At 66.6% G+C, this 18,622-nt stretch carries 19 protein-coding genes and 1 pseudogene; 12 read left to right on the top strand and 8 right to left on the bottom strand.

The window, feature by feature from the left end; all coding sequences use genetic code 11:
* On the bottom strand, window positions 1-378 hold the full coding sequence (locus QUE68_RS23645) for a DUF3060 domain-containing protein (RefSeq protein WP_454786304.1): 378 nt from the start codon (window positions 376-378) through the stop codon (window positions 1-3).
* Window positions 379-529: 151 nt separating this feature from the next.
* Between QUE68_RS23645 and QUE68_RS23640 the strand changes: the two genes are divergently transcribed.
* The 9 genes from QUE68_RS23640 (at window position 530) to QUE68_RS23600 (ending at window position 9,404) form a co-directional block, all read left to right on the top strand.
* Entirely contained in the window at window positions 530-1,141 is a 612-nt protein-coding gene (locus tag QUE68_RS23640; protein WP_284228712.1) for a TetR/AcrR family transcriptional regulator, read from the top strand.
* A gap of 321 nt (window positions 1,142-1,462) precedes the next feature.
* Window positions 1,463-1,837: a 30S ribosomal protein S12 gene (gene rpsL, locus QUE68_RS23635; RefSeq protein WP_140690792.1), complete on the top strand. Its 375-nt coding sequence runs from the start codon at window positions 1,463-1,465 to the stop codon at window positions 1,835-1,837.
* Window positions 1,837-2,307, top strand: coding sequence for a 30S ribosomal protein S7 (gene rpsG / locus QUE68_RS23630; RefSeq protein ID WP_056557334.1), 471 nt, complete (start codon window positions 1,837-1,839; stop codon window positions 2,305-2,307). Before rpsL ends, rpsG begins: the two co-directional genes overlap by 1 nt.
* 78 nt (window positions 2,308-2,385) lie before the next feature.
* A complete protein-coding gene (gene fusA / locus QUE68_RS23625) occupies window positions 2,386-4,488 on the top strand; it encodes an elongation factor G (RefSeq protein ID WP_284228711.1) in 2,103 nt (700 codons plus the stop codon).
* Between the two features lie 87 nt (window positions 4,489-4,575).
* Window positions 4,576-5,766 carry an elongation factor Tu gene (tuf, locus tag QUE68_RS23620; protein WP_284228710.1) on the top strand — a complete coding sequence of 397 codons (1,191 nt, stop codon included), beginning with the start codon at window positions 4,576-4,578 and terminating at the stop codon, window positions 5,764-5,766.
* A gap of 157 nt (window positions 5,767-5,923) precedes the next feature.
* Entirely contained in the window at window positions 5,924-6,652 is a 729-nt protein-coding gene (locus QUE68_RS23615) for a PP2C family protein-serine/threonine phosphatase (RefSeq protein ID WP_284236134.1), read from the top strand.
* Between the two features lie 79 nt (window positions 6,653-6,731).
* Entirely contained in the window at window positions 6,732-7,595 is an 864-nt protein-coding gene (locus QUE68_RS23610) for an SHOCT domain-containing protein (RefSeq protein ID WP_284235088.1), read from the top strand.
* Between the two features lie 169 nt (window positions 7,596-7,764).
* Window positions 7,765-8,610, top strand: coding sequence for a mycofactocin-coupled SDR family oxidoreductase (locus QUE68_RS23605; RefSeq protein ID WP_284228708.1), 846 nt, complete (start codon window positions 7,765-7,767; stop codon window positions 8,608-8,610).
* 62 nt (window positions 8,611-8,672) lie between these two features.
* Window positions 8,673-9,404, top strand: coding sequence for a dienelactone hydrolase family protein (locus QUE68_RS23600; protein WP_284235089.1), 732 nt, complete (start codon window positions 8,673-8,675; stop codon window positions 9,402-9,404).
* Between the two features lie 37 nt (window positions 9,405-9,441).
* On the opposite strand, the gene QUE68_RS23595 is transcribed toward QUE68_RS23600, so the two are convergent.
* The 4 genes and pseudogenes from QUE68_RS23595 to ddaH all read right to left on the bottom strand — a co-directional run bounded on the left by QUE68_RS23595 (window position 9,442) and on the right by ddaH (window position 14,037).
* The gene (locus QUE68_RS23595) at window positions 9,442-10,323 is read right to left on the bottom strand and encodes a universal stress protein (RefSeq protein ID WP_284235090.1); all 882 of its coding nucleotides are present in this window, start codon (window positions 10,321-10,323) and stop codon (window positions 9,442-9,444) included.
* A gap of 31 nt (window positions 10,324-10,354) precedes the next feature.
* Window positions 10,355-11,853 (bottom strand): annotated as a pseudogene (locus tag QUE68_RS23590) (amino acid permease).
* Window positions 11,854-11,872: 19 nt separating this feature from the next.
* Window positions 11,873-13,078, bottom strand: a complete 1,206-nt coding sequence (rocD, locus tag QUE68_RS23585; RefSeq protein ID WP_455013525.1) for an ornithine--oxo-acid transaminase — start codon at window positions 13,076-13,078, stop codon at window positions 11,873-11,875.
* A gap of 56 nt (window positions 13,079-13,134) precedes the next feature.
* A complete protein-coding gene (ddaH, locus tag QUE68_RS23580) occupies window positions 13,135-14,037 on the bottom strand; it encodes a dimethylargininase (protein ID WP_454786480.1) in 903 nt (300 codons plus the stop codon).
* Between the two features lie 125 nt (window positions 14,038-14,162).
* Here ddaH and QUE68_RS23575 point away from each other — a divergent pair, with 125 nt between their 5' ends.
* Together QUE68_RS23575 and QUE68_RS23570 are read left to right on the top strand one after the other, a co-directional pair.
* Window positions 14,163-14,609 carry an Lrp/AsnC family transcriptional regulator gene (locus tag QUE68_RS23575; protein ID WP_284228703.1) on the top strand — a complete coding sequence of 149 codons (447 nt, stop codon included), beginning with the start codon at window positions 14,163-14,165 and terminating at the stop codon, window positions 14,607-14,609.
* A 57-nt stretch (window positions 14,610-14,666) separates the two neighbouring features.
* Window positions 14,667-15,842, top strand: a complete 1,176-nt coding sequence (locus QUE68_RS23570) for an NAD(P)/FAD-dependent oxidoreductase (protein ID WP_284235092.1) — start codon at window positions 14,667-14,669, stop codon at window positions 15,840-15,842.
* A gap of 61 nt (window positions 15,843-15,903) precedes the next feature.
* Here QUE68_RS23570 and QUE68_RS23565 read toward each other — a convergent pair whose 3' ends face one another.
* The 3 genes from QUE68_RS23565 to mftR form a co-directional block, all read right to left on the bottom strand.
* Complete coding sequence (locus QUE68_RS23565) at window positions 15,904-17,202, bottom strand: VOC family protein (protein WP_286274547.1); 1,299 nt, start codon at window positions 17,200-17,202, stop codon at window positions 15,904-15,906.
* Window positions 17,199-17,717 (bottom strand): RNA polymerase sigma factor, encoded by a 519-nt coding sequence (locus tag QUE68_RS23560; protein ID WP_286274546.1) that lies wholly within the window; start codon window positions 17,715-17,717, stop codon window positions 17,199-17,201. The genes QUE68_RS23565 and QUE68_RS23560 overlap by 4 nt, the downstream gene beginning before the upstream one ends.
* A gap of 107 nt (window positions 17,718-17,824) precedes the next feature.
* The gene (mftR, locus tag QUE68_RS23555; RefSeq protein ID WP_286274545.1) at window positions 17,825-18,433 is read right to left on the bottom strand and encodes a mycofactocin system transcriptional regulator; all 609 of its coding nucleotides are present in this window, start codon (window positions 18,431-18,433) and stop codon (window positions 17,825-17,827) included.
* A 91-nt stretch (window positions 18,434-18,524) separates the two neighbouring features.
* Between mftR and mftA the strand changes: the two genes are divergently transcribed.
* Window positions 18,525-18,620 carry a mycofactocin precursor MftA gene (gene mftA, locus QUE68_RS23550; RefSeq protein WP_284228698.1) on the top strand — a complete coding sequence of 32 codons (96 nt, stop codon included), beginning with the start codon at window positions 18,525-18,527 and terminating at the stop codon, window positions 18,618-18,620.
* The last annotated feature ends 2 nt before the right edge of the window (window positions 18,621-18,622 follow it).

Raw genomic sequence — 18,622 nt, 5'->3', positions numbered from 1 at the left:
CTAGGCGGGAACCCGGTCGATGCGGTTGGTCATGCCCAGTTCGCGGCCCCGGTCCCACACCGCCGGATCGCCGGTGTGGAACAGCACCGTCTGATCGAACCCGTAGACGGTGATGTCGTTGACGACGTCGTCGACGACCACGATGTTCGACGACCCCTGGACCGAGACGCCCCAGCACGACCCGACCGCGGTGATGTAGTTGCCGGTGCCCACGACGATGAGGGCGGACTCGTTGCAGTCCAGCGTCTGGGTGATGCCCTGACCGGTGATGTGGGTGTCACCGTTCTTCGCCTGCGCCGTGGGAACACCGATGCACCACGGGACGGCCACGGCGAGCGCGGTCGCCACCAGCGAAGTGCCCCACGTGCGCCTACCCACGGTGATTCCCCCTCGCGTGCCGACTCGCTTCTCCCGCGGACTCTACGTTGCCCAGTGGTGCGGGAGGCACCTGTTCGCAGGTTCCGCGCCGGCAGCCGCTCGGCCCGTGATGACCGCCCCTGGCCTGCTGGGAGGGTTAGAGTCATTCCCCATGACTGCCAGGGCGGACGCCGCATCCGGCGCGAGCCGACCGCGAAGCCCCGCCAGGACCACCAAGCTCAGCCGCGATGCGATCGTGAACGCAGCGCTGACGTTCCTCGACCGCGAGGGGTGGGACGCGCTCACCATCAATGCCCTGGCGATGCAGCTGGGCACGAAGGGTCCGTCGCTGTACAACCACGTCGACAGCCTCGAGGACCTGCGTCGCACGGTGCGCATGCGCGTCGTCGGCGACATCATCGGGATGCTGAACACGGTGGGCGACGGCCGTACTCGCGATGACGCGGTGGTGGCGATGGCGAGTGCCTACCGCAGCTACGCCCACCACCATCCCGGCCGCTATTCCGCCTTCACCCGGATGCCGCTGGGCGGTGACGATCCCGAATACACCGAGGCGACGCGGGCGGCGGCGGAGCCGGTCATCGCGGTGCTCACGTCCTATGGGCTCGAGGGCGAGAACGGGTTCTTCGCCGCGCTCGAGTTCTGGTCGGCGTTGCACGGTTTCGTGCTGCTGGAGATGACCGGCGTGATGGATGCGATCGATACCGACGCCGTTTTCACCGACATGGTGCTGCGGTTGGCGGCCGGGATGGAGAGGCGATGACGTCGCCGAAAAGTCCCGCAGACGCCCAGCTCGGGGGCCGCTCCGGCGCGCTTTGACCTGCGCCCCCGCGGACAGGTATTGTGGTCGATCGTGCCTGGCCGATAGGGCGCTTGGGGCTGTGATGCCCGCAAGCCAGCCTGCACGCCGGGCCAATTCGCATGTCCACGACGCATCGACGAGATTCGGTGTGAGGGTGCGTGCGACACACCCGGCCGCGGGGTAGTAGGGCAGGGCGTAACCGCAGTACACAGACTTGAGCACCACCGAGTAACAGAAGAGCAAGCAGCAGCAGCACCCAGAAGCAACACAGAAAGCCGGTACATGCCAACCATCAACCAGCTGGTCCGCAAGGGTCGCCGGGACAAGATCGCCAAGGTCAAGACCGCGGCCCTCAAGGGCAGCCCACAGCGCCGCGGCGTGTGCACTCGCGTGTACACGACCACCCCGAAGAAGCCGAACTCGGCGCTTCGCAAGGTCGCGCGCGTCAAGCTGACCACCGGAGTTGAGGTCACCGCCTACATCCCAGGCGAGGGCCACAACCTGCAGGAGCACTCGATGGTGCTGGTTCGCGGCGGTCGCGTGAAGGACCTTCCCGGCGTGCGGTACAAGATCATTCGCGGTTCGCTCGACACCCAGGGCGTCAAGACCCGCAAGCAGTCCCGGAGCCGTTACGGCACCAAGAAGGAGAAGAGCTAATGCCGCGTAAGGGCCCCGCACCCAAGCGGCCGCTGGTCAACGACCCGGTCTACGGTTCGCAGCTGGTCACCCAGCTCGTCAACAAGGTTCTGCTCGACGGGAAGAAATCCCTCGCCGAACGCATTGTGTATGGGGCGCTCGAACAGGCCCGCGACAAGACCGGTACCGATCCGGTCGTCACCCTCAAGCGCGCACTGGACAACGTCAAGCCCGCGCTGGAGGTTCGCAGCCGTCGCGTCGGTGGCGCCACCTACCAGGTGCCCGTCGAGGTCCGCCCCGAGCGGTCCACCACGCTGGCGCTGCGTTGGCTGGTGAGCTTCTCGAAGCAGCGTCGCGAGAAGACGATGGTCGAACGTCTGGCCAACGAACTGCTCGACGCGAGCAATGGCCTGGGTGCCGCCGTCAAGCGACGCGAGGACACCCACAAGATGGCCGAGGCGAACCGGGCCTTCGCGCACTACCGCTGGTGATCGCCGCCGGCGGCTAGCGCAAGCCGACCGCCGGTCTCAGATCAACAACCAACAAGCAAGAAAGAGTGGGAAGACGCCGTGGCACAGGACGTGCTCACCGACCTCACCAAGGTCCGCAACATCGGCATCATGGCGCACATCGATGCCGGTAAGACGACGACGACCGAGCGCATCCTCTACTACACCGGTATCAGCTACAAGATCGGTGAGGTGCACGACGGCGCCGCCACGATGGACTGGATGGAGCAGGAGCAGGAGCGGGGTATCACCATTACCTCGGCCGCTACCACCTGCTTCTGGGATGGCAACCAGATCAACATCATCGACACCCCCGGGCACGTCGACTTCACCGTGGAAGTCGAGCGCTCGCTCCGTGTTCTCGATGGCGCCGTCGCCGTCTTCGATGGCAAGGAAGGCGTGGAGCCGCAGTCCGAGCAGGTGTGGCGCCAGGCCGACAAGTACGACGTGCCGCGCATCTGCTTCGTCAACAAGATGGACAAGATCGGCGCCGACTTCTACTTCACCGTGCGCACCATCGAGGAGCGCCTCGGCGCCCGCGCGCTGGCCATTCAGCTGCCCATCGGTTCCGAGGGCGACTTCGAGGGCATCGTCGACCTGGTCGAGATGAAGGCCAAGGTCTGGCGTGGCGAGACCAAGCTCGGTGAGACCTACGAGACGATCGACATCCCGGCCGAACTGCAGGAGCAGGCCGACGAGTACCGCACCAAGCTGCTCGAGACGGTCGCCGAGACCGACGAGACACTCTTGGAGAAGTACTTCGGCGGCGAAGAGCTGACGGTCGAAGAGATCAAGGGCGCGATCCGCAAACTGACCGTCAACTCCGAGATCTACCCGGTGCTGTGCGGCAGTGCGTTCAAGAACAAGGGCGTGCAGCCCATGCTCGACGCCGTCATCGACTACCTGCCCTCCCCGCTGGACGTCGAGTCCGTGACCGGACACGTGCCGGGCAAGGAAGACGAACTGGTCACCCGCAAGCCGTCGACGACGGAGCCGTTCTCGGCGCTGGCGTTCAAGGTCGCGACGCACCCGTTCTTCGGCAAGCTCACCTACGTCCGCGTGTACTCCGGCAAGGTCGACTCCGGCGCCCAGGTCATCAACGCGACCAAGGGCAAGAAGGAGCGTCTGGGCAAGCTGTTCCAGATGCACTCCAACAAGGAGAACCCGGTCGAGACGGCCGCCGCAGGTCACATCTACGCCGTGATCGGTCTGAAGGACACCACCACCGGTGACACCCTCAGCGATTCGCAGCAGCAGGTCGTGCTCGAGTCGATGACGTTCCCCGATCCGGTGATCGAGGTGGCCATCGAGCCCAAGACGAAGAGCGACCAGGAGAAGCTGTCCCTGGCGATCCAGAAGCTCGCCGAGGAAGACCCGACCTTCAAGGTCCACCAGGACTCGGAGACCGGCCAGACCGTCATCGGCGGCATGGGCGAACTTCACCTCGACATCCTCGTCGACCGGATGCGTCGCGAGTTCAAGGTCGAGGCCAACGTCGGCAAGCCGCAGGTCGCCTACAAGGAGACCATCAAGCGCAAGGTCGAGAAGGTCGAGTTCACGCACAAGAAGCAGACCGGTGGCTCCGGCCAGTTCGCGAAGGTTCTCGTCAGCATCGAGCCGTTCAGCGGCGAAGACGGCGCGACCTACGAATTCGAGAACAAAGTTTCCGGCGGCCGCATCCCGCGCGAGTACATCCCGTCGGTGGATGCCGGTGCGCAGGACGCCATGCAGTACGGCGTGCTCGCCGGCTACCCGCTGGTGAACGTGAAGCTGACCCTGCTCGACGGCGCATACCATGACGTCGACTCGTCGGAGATGGCCTTCAAGATCGCCGGGTCCCAGGTGCTGAAGAAGGCTGCCGCGCAAGCGCAGCCGACCATCCTGGAGCCCGTCATGGCCGTCGAGGTCACCACGCCAGAGGACTACATGGGCGAAGTGATTGGCGACCTGAACTCCCGCCGTGGTCAGATTCAAGCCATGGAGGAGCGCAGTGGAGCCCGCGTCGTGCGGGCGACTGTGCCGCTGTCGGAGATGTTCGGCTACGTCGGAGACCTACGGTCGAAGACCCAGGGCCGGGCGAACTACTCCATGGTGTTCGACTCCTACGCCGAAGTTCCGGCGAACGTGTCGAAGGAGATCATCGCGAAGGCGACGGGTCAGTAACCGACCCGTCGTTACCGCGGCGAAGAACAACTGCAAAGATCAACCCTGCTTTAGAAGAGCACCAACAAAGTCCAGGAGGACACAGAAGTGGCGAAGGCGAAGTTCGAGCGGAACAAGCCGCACGTCAACATCGGGACCATCGGTCACGTTGACCACGGCAAGACCACGTTGACCGCAGCAATCACCAAGGTTCTGCACGACAAGTACCCGACGTTGAACGAATCGCGCGCATTCGATCAGATCGACAATGCGCCCGAAGAGCGTGAGCGTGGCATCACGATCAACATCTCGCATGTTGAGTACCAGACGGAGAAGCGTCACTACGCGCACGTCGACGCCCCCGGCCACGCGGACTACATCAAGAACATGATCACCGGTGCCGCCCAGATGGACGGCGCAATCCTGGTGGTCGCCGCGACCGACGGCCCGATGCCCCAGACGAAGGAGCACGTGCTGCTCGCTCGTCAGGTCGGCGTGCCCTACATCCTGGTCGCGCTGAACAAGGCCGACATGGTCGACGACGAGGAGCTCCTCGAGCTCGTCGAGATGGAGGTCCGCGAACTGCTGGCCGCCCAGGAATTCGACGAGGAAGCGCCTGTCATCCAGGTCTCGGCCCTCAAGGCGCTCGAAGGCGACCCGAAGTGGGTCAAGTCCGTCGAGGACCTGATGGATGCCGTCGACGAGTCGGTCCCGGATCCGATTCGTGAAACCGACAAGCCGTTCCTGATGCCCGTCGAGGACGTTTTCACGATCACCGGCCGCGGCACCGTGGTCACCGGTCGCGTCGAGCGTGGCGTGATCAACGTGAACGAGGAAGTCGAGATCGTCGGCATCAAGCCGACCGTCACCAAGACGACCGTCACCGGCGTCGAGATGTTCCGCAAGCTGCTCGATCAGGGCATGGCCGGCGACAACGTCGGTCTGCTGGTTCGCGGTGTGAAGCGCGAGGACGTCGAGCGTGGCCAGGTCGTGGTCAAGCCCGGCACCACCACGCCGCACACCGAGTTCGAGGGCAGCGTCTACATCCTGTCCAAGGAAGAAGGCGGCCGTCACAAGCCGTTCCTGTCGAACTACCGTCCGCAGTTCTACTTCCGCACCACGGACGTGACCGGCGTCGTGACGTTGCCCGAGGGCACCGACATCGTGATGCCCGGCGACAACGTGGACATCGGCGTCAAGCTGATCCAGCCCGTCGCGATGGACGAGGGTCTGCGGTTCGCGATCCGTGAGGGCGGCAAGACCGTCGGCGCGGGCCGTGTCACCAAGATCATCAAGTGATCTGAGCTAGTCGAAGAAGCGGCGCTCACCCTTCGGGGTGGGCGCCGCTTTCGCGTGGGTACCCTCGCTGGATTGCGCTACGCGCTGCGATTGGGCCACGGTCTGGCACGATGAGCGTGCCGAGCAGGTGAAACGGGAAGGGTGGTGCGGCTTGTCCGTGATCAACGTACGGGCGTTCACCGACGTCGGTCTGGTGCGCAAGCGCAACGAGGACGCCATCCTGGTCGCTGGCTGGCTCAAACAGACACGCGAAGGTTCCCTCGTGACAATGGATTTCGCGCTGTCCACCCCGTTCGTGTGTGCCGTTGCCGACGGTATGGGCGGCCACGCCGGCGGCGACCTGGCGAGCCGGGTCGCGCTCACCGTCGTCGCCGAGGAGTCGCTCGACTGGCGCACCGACGAGGACATCGCAGCGACACTGGTCGAGACCAACGCGAGGGTTCGGGCCGTCGGCGTCGACGCAGACCTGCAAGGGCTGGGCACGACGGTCGGAGGGCTCTGCATCACCGACGACGCGATCGTCGTCTTCAATGTTGGTGACAGCCCGGTCTTCTCGATCACCGACGGTGTCCTGACTCAGATCTCGATCGACGACTCGGTGTTCGACTCCAACGGCAGGCCGACCAACATCATCACGCAGTCGCTTGGTCAGTTCCCGCCGGTGCAGCCGCATCTGACGGTGCTTCCGCGCCAAGCCGGTTCCTACCTGATGTGCTCGGACGGCGTCAGCGGCGTCATGACACCCGCGGAACTGGCGACGGCGGTCCATCAGTCCGACCTCGACGACCTCGCGGCCGACATCATCGCCACCACGCGCGCGAATGGCGCCCACGACAATTTCTCGTTCATCATCGTCGCGATCCCCGATCTCGACGACGCGATCTGAGCGGCGCAAACGGGTCCATTTCGGGCCGTTGGCGTTAGTCTTTCCTGCGAACCGGCCGGTCGGACGAGGAGCAGTGGCAATGGTGGGACGTTACGTCAAGGCGCAGTTGATGGTGCTGCTGTGCGGCGGCCTCGTCGGCCCGATCTTCCTCGCCGTGTACTTCGCGCTCGGCGAGGCCACGCGACCCTACATCGGGTGGATGTTCTGGGTCGGCCTGCTGATCACCGCCGCTGACGTGCTGATCGCCATTGGGCTGGCCACTTACGGCGCCAAGTCCGCTGCCAAGACTCAGATGTTGGAGACAGGCGGCGTGCTGGCGCTGGCGCAGGTCACGTTCATCAGCGAGACAGGCACCAGGATCAACGACCAACCGATGGTGAAGATCGGGCTGCACGTCGAGGGACCGGGGATCCGGCCGTTCGACGTCGAGGACCGGGTCATCGCCTCGGTGACGAGGCTGCCCCTGATCACCGGGCGCAAGTTGGTGGTGCTGGTCGACCCGGCCACCAACGAGTACCAAATCGATTGGAACCGAAGCGCGCTGGTGGGCGGCATGATGCCAGCTCAGTTCACGCTCGCGGAGGACGGCAACCGGACCTACGACCTGTCCGGCCAGGCGGGTCCGCTGATGGAGATCATGCAGATCCTCAAGGCCAACGGGGTACCGCTGAACGGGACCATCGACATCCGGTCCAATCCGGCGGTCCGGCAGCAGGTGATGAACGTGGTGAGGCGGGCCGCCGCGCAGCAGGTTCCGCCCGCGGCGCACATGGCGGCGCCTTCGGTGGATCCGGCGGCGGCGTACGTGCCGCCACCGATGCCCGCCGCGCCGGCACCGTCGACCGCCCAGCGATTGCAGGAGCTCGAGACGCTGCGCGCGATGGGCACGATCTCCGACGCCGAGTACGGCACCAAACGTCAGCAGATCATCTCCGAACTCTGACGGGCTCGCCGCCGACCTCTGGCTCGAGTGTGCAGTTTCATACGTGACTCGCCGCTCGCGGCGGATGAATTGGCACGGTCGAGGCGAAGTAGAACACGTTCCAGTTAGGCTGCTAGCCTGCTCCTGGCGCACGCGTTCGCGCCGCGAATGAGTGACGAAGGGGCGATCGATGGCGGGAACACTCGAGGGTCGCGTGGCATTCGTCACCGGCGCCGCACGGGGGCAGGGGCGGGCGCACGCGGTGCGACTGGCCGCCGAAGGTGCCGACATCGTCGCCATCGACGTGTGTGGGCCGGTGTCCGACACGATCACCTATGCGCCCGCGACGTCCGTCGAGCTCGCCGAGACCGCAAGCGCCGTGGAGGCGACGGGGCGCAAGGTGCTCGCCCGCGAGGTCGACATCCGAGATCTCGCCGCCCAGCAGCAGGTCGTCGCCGACGCCATCGAGCAGTTCGGCCGGCTCGACGTAGTGGTGGCCAATGCCGGCGTGCTCAGCTGGGGCCGGATGTTCGAGATGTCAGAAGAGCAGTGGGACAGCGTCATCGACGTCAACCTCAACGGCACCTGGCGAACCATGCGCGCCGCGGTGCCCGCCATGATCGAGGCGGGCAACGGCGGGTCGATCATCGTCGTCAGCTCGTCGGCAGGTCTCAAGGCCACCCCGGGCAACAGCCACTACGCCGCGTCCAAGCACGGCCTCGTCGCCATCACCAACTCGCTCGCGCTCGAGGTGGGGGAGTACGGCATCCGGGTCAACTCGATCCACCCGTATTCGATCGACACGCCGATGGTCGAGCCCGACGCCATGATGGAGATCTTCGGCAAGTACCCGAGCTTCATCCACAGCTTCTCGCCGATGCCGTTCCACCCCGTCAACCACGAGGGCAAGAAGGGGCTGAAGGAATTCATGACGGCCGAAGAGGTCTCGGACGTGGTGGCGTGGCTGGCCGGCGATGGCTCGGCGACGATCTCCGGGTCGCAGATCGCCGTCGACCGCGGAACGATGAAGTACTGAGCGACGCTCAGCGCTGAGCGAACGGCGGTCCCATCGGCGAACGCGGTGGGTACGGTCGCGTCATGAGCTCGCTCGCAACCCTGTCGTTCGACTACGAACTCGACGGCCTCGACTGCCACGGCGTCATGGTGTCCGGTGACGACGCGCAGGCGCCCACCGTGCTGGTGTTCCACGGCATGGAAGGCCGCAGCGACGCGCAGGTCGAGTTCTGCGAGCGACTCGCCGCGACGGGGTACCGCGCAGTCGCGGTCGACATCTTCGGTCGCGAGGTCAGCCAGGCCGTCGGTCGCGAGGGCATGGCGGCAGGCGCCCCGGCGATGGATGAACTCCTGCTTGATCGGGACATGTTGCGCGACAGGTTATTGCGCGTGGTGGAGACCGTCGGCGGACTGCCCACGGTCGAGCGTGACGCCATGGCGGCGATCGGCTTCTGCTTCGGCGGACTGTGCGTCCTGGACTTGGCCAGGTATGACGCACCCTTGCGGGCCGTCGGCAGCTTCCACGGCGTGCTCACCCCGCCACCGGTCACACCCGATACGCCGATCGCCACCAGGATCGCCGTCTACCACGGGTGGGAGGACCCCTTCGCGCCACCGGCGGACGTGCTGGCGCTGGCCGCCGAACTAACCGCCCGCGGAGCCGACTGGCAGGTGCACGCCTACGGTCACGCGATGCACGCCTTCATGGCCCCCTTCGCCCACGATCCCGAACACGGGATTCAATACGACGAGGTGACGGCCCGACGTGCGTGGGCCAGCCTCGTCGACATGCTGGCCGAGACGTTCGGCCGGTAGGTCCGGCGGGCAGGGAGCGAAGCAACCGGGGCACCGGCTAATTCGGCAGCACCAGTACCGGCACCGGGCTGTGGCGCACGATCTTGGTTCCCTTCGAGCCCAGGAAGACCCGAGCGATCGCACCCTGTGGTGACGTGCCGATGGCGAGCACTTCACCGTCTTCCCAGTCCGCGGCGTCCAGAGCCTGGTCCCAGCCGTTGCCCGTGACGACCTGCAGGACGACGTCGTCTCCCACGACGCCCGTGCTCTTCAACGCCGCCAACGCTTCTCGCGATGCCAGTGCCCACGAGTGAAGGATGGACGTCTCGGCGTCCAGTCCGACCTCCGGTGGGTACATCGTGCGGCCGCGCACGGCGAACGTGATGACCCGCAGCGGTACGCCGAGTTGCGCTGCGAGGGCGGCGGACCGCTCCACGACGTGCAGCGTGTCGGGCGTCCCCGGGTACGCGGCGGTGATCCGGGTCAGCCCGTGGGACTTGGATCCGCGATAGCCGCGCGGGCAGACCGCCAGCGGCACGGGTGACGAATGCAGCAGACGATCGGCGGTCGATCCGACCACGACCTGGCCGAGGCTGCCGTCCGATGCCGAACCCAGTACCAGCACTTCGGCTTTCAGGTCCGCGACGGCCTGCAGCAGACCTCCGGGCGCCGACCGGTGAGCGTACTTGTGACAGCTGACTTCGAGGGTGTCGTCGATCGCTTCGACGCACGCCGTGGCCTGGCTGGCCGAGTCGGCCGCCAGCCGATCGGCGTACTGGGCGTACTCCGCGTCGACCTTGGCAGGGGACGGCGTGGACCACGGCTTGGGGACGACGGTCACGACGGACAGGGACGTCTTGAGGGTGCGCGCTACCTCGACGCCCAGGTTCAGCGCGGACACCCCGGCCTTGCCGGGCAGGAACCCCACGACGACCGTCATGCGCGATCCCGCTTCGCTGCTCGCTGGCCAGTCACCGCTCCTCCTTCGGCGTCACGATCTCCACCTCGTCGATACCCGCTGCAGCAGAAGCGATGACACCGTCGCCGCCGTCGTTCAACGCGCTGTGGTGCGACCCCAGATCAAGTAGAACGCCACGACGACGGCGACCCAGGCGCTGAAGGCGATCCAGGTGTACCAGTGCAGGCCCTACAGGATGTAGCCGCACGCAATGATCGACAGGACCGGTGTGACCGGGTACAGCGGCACCTTGAAACCGCGTGGCAGATCCGGTTCGCGCCTGCGCAGGATGATGACGCCGAGCGACACCACGATGAAGGCGGTCAGCGTGCCGATCGAGACCATGTCGGCGAGCTTGTCCAGCGGGATGAACCCGGCGAGGAGGCTGACCACGATCGCCACGATGATCGTGTTGTTGACCGGTGTCATCGACTTCGGGTTGACCTTGGCGAACATCGACGGAAGCAGTCCGTCGCGGCCCATGGCGAACAGGATGCGGGTCTGACCGTACATCGTGACGAGGGTGACCGAGAAGATCGAGATCACCGCACCTGCAGCGAGAACAGTGCTGGCCCATTGGTTCTGGAGGATGTTCTCCAAGATGACGGCTAGCCCGGCCTCCTGGCCCTCGAACTCCTCCCAGGGCTGGGCGCCGAGAGCGGCGAAGGCCACCAGGACGTACACGGTGGTGACGATCAACAGCGCCGCGATGATGGCCCGCGGCATGGTCTTCTGCGGGTCCTTCACCTCGTCACCGGCCGTGGAGACGGCGTCGAGTCCGATGTAGGAGAAGAAGATCGTGCCCGCAGCGAGCCCGATCGCGGCGGTGCCCATCGGGGCGAAGTTCGCGAACCGATCGGTCTGGAACGCGGTGAATGCGATGACGATGAACATGCCGAGCACGCCGAGCTTGATCATCACCATGATGGTGTTCGCCTTCGCCGACTCCGATGCGCCGCGGATCAGCAACAGCATGCACATGACGACGAGCAGGATGGCGGGCAGATTGACGATGCCCGGTTCGGCGTCCCACGGCGCGGCCGTGATCGCCGTCGGCAGCTCGACGCCGAAGAGATTGGTCAGGAGCTTGTTGAGGTATTGGCTCCAGCCGACGGCCACCGCCGCGGTCGAGACGCCGTACTCCAGTAGGAGGCAGGCGGCGACACCCATGGCCACCAGCTCGCCGAGGGTGGTGTAGGCGTACGAGTAGGTGGACCCCGAAACGGGCACGGCCGAGGCCATTTCGGCGTAGCAGATCGCCGCCAGGCCCGCCGCGACGCCCGCGAGCAGGAACGAGAGGATCACGGCCGGCCCCGCCTCGGGTACTGCCGCCGACAGCACGAAGAAGATGCCCGTGCCGACCGTGGCGCCGACCCCGAACATGGTCAGCTGGAAGACCCCGATGGTGCGCTTGAGAGCCGAGTCGGCACCATGGGCGACCGGTGCCCCGATGATGGGGCGACGCCGCAGCATCTGTTCGGTGAAGTTCACCGTCGGTGAGGGTGATGCCATGGTGCCTCCTCGGCAGGTGTCAAGCGGGCGCCGTCGTGGGTGCAGAGAGCACGTCGGCCAGCACGTCGGCGAACCGATCGACGGCCCAGTCGATCTCCTCCTCGGTGATGACGATGGGTGGCGCGAATCTCAATGTCGAACCGTGGGTGTCCTTGACGAGAACACCGAGGGCGGCCAACCGCAAGCTGATCTGCTTTCCGGTGCCGATTCCTGGATCGATGTCGACACCCGCCCACAGCCCGTGGCCGCGTACGGCGAGCACGCCGTGACCGATCAGGCTGCGAAGTCGGCGATGCAGATGTTCGCCGAGACGCTCTGATCGCGACTGGAATTCACCGGTCTTCAGCATCTCGACGACGGTGGTACCGATCGCCGTCGCGAGCGGGTTGCCGCCGAACGTCGAGCCGTGCTCACCCGGGTGCAGGACACCGAGCACGTCGCGGTCGGCGACCACGGCCGACAGCGGCACGACGCCCCCGCCGAGTGCCTTTCCGAGGAGGTACACGTCCGGGACCACACCCCAGTGATCGCACGCGAACGTCCGTCCGGTGCGGGCCAGCCCGGACTGGATCTCGTCGGCAATCATCAGGACGTCGTGCTCGGTGCATAGTGCGCGCACTCGCGGCAGGTAGTCGTCGGGCGGGACGATGATGCCGGCCTCGCCCTGGATGGGTTCGAGCAGGACCGCGACGGTGTTCTCGTCGATGGCGGCGGCCAACGCGTCGGCGTCCCCGAAGGGCACCGCACGGAAACCGGGCGTGTAGGGGCCGAAGCCGCGGCGCGCCGTCTCGTCGTCGGAGAAGCTGATGATCGTCGTGGTACGGCCGTGAAAGTTGTTGTGCGCCACGATGATGTTGGACTCACTTGCGGGTACGCCCTTGACGTCGGTACCCCACTTGCGGGCAACCTTGAGACCGCTCTCCACGGCTTCGGCGCCGCTGTTCATCGGCAACACCATCTCCTTGGCGCACAGCTCGGCGAGCGCGGCGCAGAACGGGCCTAGCCGGTCGGAGTGGAAGGCGCGGCTGACGAGGGTCACCGTGTCGAGTTGAGCGTGCGCCGTCGCGGTGATCCGCGGATGGCGGTGCCCGAAGTTCACCGCCGAGTAGGCGGCCAGGCAGTCGAGGTAGCGGCGGCCTTCGACGTCGGTGATCCAGGCGCCCTCGGCGGACGCCGCGACGACGGGCAGCGGCGAGTAGTTGCGCGCCGCGTACTGATCGTCCATCGCGATCGCGGCCTCGGTGAGCTGGCCGGGTCGAGTCGTCACGGTATCCAGGATGGTCACGAATACACCTCCAATGTGCAGCATTTGACGGATCCGCCGCCTTTGAACAATTCGGACAGGTCGATGCCGATGGGTTCGAACCCGGCGTCGGCGATCTGCTGGGCGAATCCGGTGGCGTCGGTGGGCAATAGCACGTGCTTGCCGTCGGAGACGACGTTCAGGCCCAGAACGTAGGCGTCGGCGGTGGACACCTCGAGGGCGTCGGGAAACAGCTGTCGTAGGTGGGCGCGGGCGTCGTTGGAGAACGCCGGCGGGTAGTACGCGATCGTGGTGTCGTCGAGCACGGCCAGGGCGGTGTCGAGGTGATAGAACCGCGGGTCGACCAGCTCGAGGCTGATGACGGGCCGGCCGGTGATATGAGCGACCTCGGAATGCGCCCGTCGATCGGTCCGAAAACCGTAGCCCGCGAGGATCATCGAGCCGACCACCAGTAGGTCGCCCTGGCCCTCGTTGACGTGTCGGGTGTAGTTCGGCTTGAAACCGTTCGCGGTCATCCAGTCGGCATGGGCGTCCGCCTCGCCCGCCCGCTGCGGGTAGGCGAACCGGGCGACGACCGCCGTGTCGTCGACGATCAGACCGCCGTTGGCGGCGTAGACCATGTCGGGCAGGCCGTCGATGGGCTCGACCATCTCGACGGTGTGTCCGAGTGCCCGGTAGGTCGACAGCAGGGTCTCCCACTGGCGGACCGCGAGGCCGGTGTCGACGGGTGTGGAGGTGTCCATCCAGGGGTTGATGGCATAGGAGACGGTGAAGAAGGTCGGCGCCGTCATGGCGTATCGGCGGAGGCGGGGGGTACGGATCGGATGCGTGCGCGGATCCACTTCGCGTCGCTGCGCTCGCCCCGGCGTCGTTGCGGCGACTTCGAACGCCGGAGTGCCGGCGACATCGGAGATCGTCATGTAAATGACGATATGGGCTGGGCTTTACGCAATCAATCGCCACTCGTTGCGTATTGGTGCACAATTCATTGTGCCAAAGCTGATCTTGCGGCGGTTTGTTGTGCACTGAGACGAAACGAGGGCTCGTGGACCGGCTCGACCACACCGACGAACGCATTCTCGCCGAATTGGCCAACCACGCGCGGGCCACCTTCGCCGAGATTGGCCAGCGGGTGAACCTGTCCGCGCCCGCCGTCAAGAGACGCGTCGACCGCATGCTCGACGACGGGGTCATCCGCAGTTTCACCACGGTCGTCGACCGCAATGCGATCGGTTGGAACACCGAGGCCTACGTCCAAGTGTTCTGCCACGGCACGATTGCGCCCGCCGAGCTTCGTAAAGCCTGGGTCGGCATTCCCGAGGTCGTCAGCGCGGCCACCGTGACCGGTACGGCGGACGCGATCCTGCACGTGTTGGCCCGCGACATGCGGCACCTCGAGGAGGCCCTCGAACGGATCCGGGCGAGCGCGGACATCGAACGCAGCGAGAGCATCGTCGTGTTGTCCAACATCATCGAGCGGGCCCGGGTCTGAGCACGTGTGCCATGGGTGCCGCGCTACAGATGGCGCCCATCGTGTAAGAACTGCCCTGTGAGTACTACTCGGGGCATCGTCATCGTCGGTGGTGGACTGGCTGCGCTGCGCACGGCCGAACAGCTGCGCCGCGCCGAGTACGGCGGTCCGCTGACCCTCGTCAGCGATGAGGAGCATCTGCCGTATGACCGGCCGCCGCTGTCCAAGGAGGTGCTGCGCGCCGAGACCGACGACGTGATGCTCAAGCCTGCCGAGTTCTACGGCGAGAAGGACATCACGCTGCGCCTGGGGTCGGGTGCGACGGCTCTGGACACCGAGGCGCAGACCGTGACGCTCGCCAATGGTGAGGTGATTGGTTACGACGAGCTGGTCATCGCAACCGGACTGGTGCCCAAGCGGATTACGTCGTTCCCAAATCTTGAGGGCATCCGCATGTTGCGGACGTTCGACGAGAGCCTGGCGTTGCGCAAGCACGCGGGCTCCGCGCGGCACGCCGTCGTGATCGGCGCCGGGTTCATCGGCTGTGAGGTCGCGGCCAGCCTGCGCAGCCTCGGGGTCGACGTGACCCTCGTCGAGCCGCAGCCGACGCCGCTGGCCTCGGTGCTGGGCACGGAGATCGGTGAGCTGGTGGCCAGGCTGCATCGCGCCGAGGGCGTCGACGTGCGATGCGGCATCGGGGTCAACGAGGTGCAGGGCAGCGGCCACGTCGAGAAGGTCGTGCTGTCCGACGGCACCGAGCTCGACGCCGACATCGTCGTGGTGGGCATCGGCTCCCGGCCGTCCACCGACTGGCTGGAGGGGAGTGGCGTCGCCGTCGACAACGGTGTCATCTGCGACGTGGCGGGCCGCACCAGCGCGCCCAACGTGTGGGCGATCGGCGACGTGGCGTCCTGGCGTGACGTCACCGGACATCAAGTGCGCGTTGAGCATTGGAGCAACGTCGCCGAGCAGGCTCGCGCCATCGTGCCCGCCATGCTCGGTGTCGACGCCGCCTCCGCGGTGGTCGTGCCCTACTTCTGGAGCGATCAGTACGACGTCAAGATCCAGTGCCTGGGCGAGCCGGAGGCCGATGACGTCGTGCACCTCGTCGCCGATGACGGCCGCAAGTTCCTGGCCTACTACGAACGCGACGGCGCGGTCGTCGGCGTGGTGGGCGGCGGCATGCCCGGCAAGGTGATGAAGGCGCGCAGCAAGATCGCCGCCGGCGCTCCCATCGCCGACGTCCTCACCTAGCCCGCGGTTTGTGCACCCAAACCGGTGGTGACCGCGGGTTTGGGTGCACAAATCGCGCGGGCTAGTGCTGGCCGAGGTAGAAGCGGACACCCTGGTCGTCGGTGCACAGCGCCGAACTGCCGTACGACTGTTGCGACGGCTCCTCGATGACGGTGCCGCCGGCTGCCCGGACGCGGTCGACCGCGGCGTGTACATCGGCCACCGTCCACATCGGGACAACCATGGGTGCGGTGCTGCCGCCCGCCATCCCCACCATCGGGTGCACCGACCGCGGCTCCCAGCCGTCCTCGATCCGACCGGGCTCGAAACTCCAGCCCAGCACGCGGCCGTAGAACCGGCGGAAGTCGGCGGAGTCCGACACCTGGTACGTCACGTACGAGAGTTCGCCTGGCCCAGTGCCGTTCAGCGCCGGGCGTGGCTCGTCCGCGACGGGTTGGTAGACCGCGAACGCCGTGCCCGCCGGGTCGATGGCGTCCACCGTCGGACCGTGGGGGGTCTGCGTGACCTCGCCGGCCTGTCCGCCGGCGTCCAGGATCGCCTGCCGCGCGGCCGCCACGTCGACCACCGCGTAGCAGCAGAACAACGTGGGCGGACCGGCGACGGCGACGATGCCGATGGGCTGGTCGGTGTTGGTCACCTGGCGGGAAGCCGCGTCGAACGTCCATCCGAGCACGCGGCCGTAGAACCTCGCGGACCGGTCGGGGTCCTCGGTCCACACCGACACGTAGCCGATGTCGCCGTGGCGAACCGGGTTCGTCGCACCGGTGACGGGTCCAGTCAGCATCCAGCGGTGACCGAACGGGTCGATGACGGTCGCGGCGCGAGAGCCGTGCCCCTCGTAACTCTCCCGCTCGACGTTCGCGCCGCGTTCGCGCACCCGCGCCAGCGCGGCGTCCGTGTCGGGGACCGGCAGCATCAGGCTCACCGACACCGCACCCGGCGAGGGCGCCTTCAACCCGAGCTCGGGGAACTCGTCGGCGAGGTAGATCATCCCGCCGGCGATGGACAACTCGGCGTGCCCGATGCGGCCGTCGTCCATCATGATCGGCTCGCCGACGACCACCGCGCCGAACGCGTCGACGTACCACGCGATGGCCGCCGCGGCGCCCGCGACCGCGAGGTAGGGCAGGGCCGCGGGCCTGGGTGGAGGAGGTGCGACGGTGGCCGGGGCGGCTGACGCATTGAGGTCGGCGATGGCGGTATCGGTGCCGCTCATGATGACTCCTTCGGCTCGATTGGGTAGTGCAACAGCTGATTCGAGGCGTGCCCGCAGCCGGGCGGCGAACGCCGGGTCGGGCTGAACCGGAAGGTCGTCACCGTGCAGCACGGTCAGCGGGTCGTAGCCGTCGAAGTGAGTCATGACGCCCCTCCTTCCGGGTACTTCGATCTGAAGGCCCGACGCGCCCGTACCAGCAGGGCCTCGGTGGCGTGGACGGTACGGCCGATCAGCTCGGCGCATTCGGGCACCGAAAGGTCGTCCAGATAGCGCAGGGCGAGCACCGCCCGGTGGTGCTCGGGCAGTTGCGCCAGCACGCTCTCGGCCATGATGCGGTCGAGCTCGGCGTCCCACCGGTCGGCCGGGTCGGCGGGTTCGGGCAGCTCGGCCACCGGCACCGTGAACCGGTCGTGCCGTCGCCGATAGTGATCGGCGAGTTTGTGCCGCGCCACGCCGATCAGCCACGCCACGGTGATCGGCGGGGGTGAATCGCGACGTGCGGCATCCATTGCCGCGAGGAACGTCTCCGACGTCAGGTCCTCGGCCGCGCCGCGATCGCCGCAGCGGCGGATGAAGTACCCGTAGACGGCGGGCAGGGCGTCGTCGTACAACTCGAGAAGCGCTCTCGGCGCGTCGGAGGAGTCGGGTTCGGCGCTCACACTCCCATCGTCGCCGTCGAGGGCCACACTCCGACACCCTCTTCCCACATTGGACGCGATCCGTGCACCTGAACCCGCGGCGAGCACGGGTAACCGTGCACGAATCGCTACGCGAGGTGGTCGAGTTGGGCCAGGCCGGCGTTGACGGTGTCGAAGGCGTCGCCGAGCGACCGCTGAAGGGATACCGACTCGTCGCCGAGCCAGTGCTCGTAGGCCGACAGGGCAACGCCCAGCATCGACCACGCCGTGGTCTGGGGGATGAGGTCACCCGTGGTGAGGCCGAGGCGACGCGCGACGAACTCGGCCACGACGGTCCGCCAGCCCGCGTACATCGTCATCGAGTGGGCTTGCAGGGCGTCGGTCTCCAAGATGACGCGCATGCGCTGACGGTGATGGGCGGTCTCGGCCTCGTCGAAACTGTTGAACGCCAACAACGCCGAGCGCAGTGCGACCGTGGTCGGTGCGTCGGTGGGCTCCGCGTCCAACAGCTGACGCATGAGGTCCAGGTGTGCATCGAAGTCACCCCACGGGATGGCGTTCTTGGTCGGGTAGTAGCGGAACAGGGTGCGCCTGGCGATACCGGCCGCGCGGGCGACGTCGTCGACACTGACCTCGTCGAAGCCACGGCTGGCGAACAGCTCGAGGGCCACGCTGGTGATGTGGTCGCCGGTGGTGGACCGGCGACGGCCCACCCGTGCCCCGGTTTCACCACTCATTCGAATCCGCCCTTCCGTTTCGGCACTCGATGCCATATTCTTGCGACCTCGGTCACATTTGTCGAGACCCCGATCCGGAAGGGCACACACCATGGAGCCAACCCAGCAGGCGGAAACCGAAACCGAGCTCGTCACCGAGAGCCTCGTCGAAGAGGTGTCGATCGACGGCATGTGCGGCGTCTACTGACG

The sequence above is a fragment of the Mycolicibacterium sp. TUM20985 genome (genome assembly GCF_030295745.1).
GTDB lineage: Bacteria > Actinomycetota > Actinomycetes > Mycobacteriales > Mycobacteriaceae > Mycobacterium.
The sequence above is the reverse complement of the archived record's forward strand: the minus strand, read 5'-3'. Positions and strand labels throughout refer to the sequence as shown.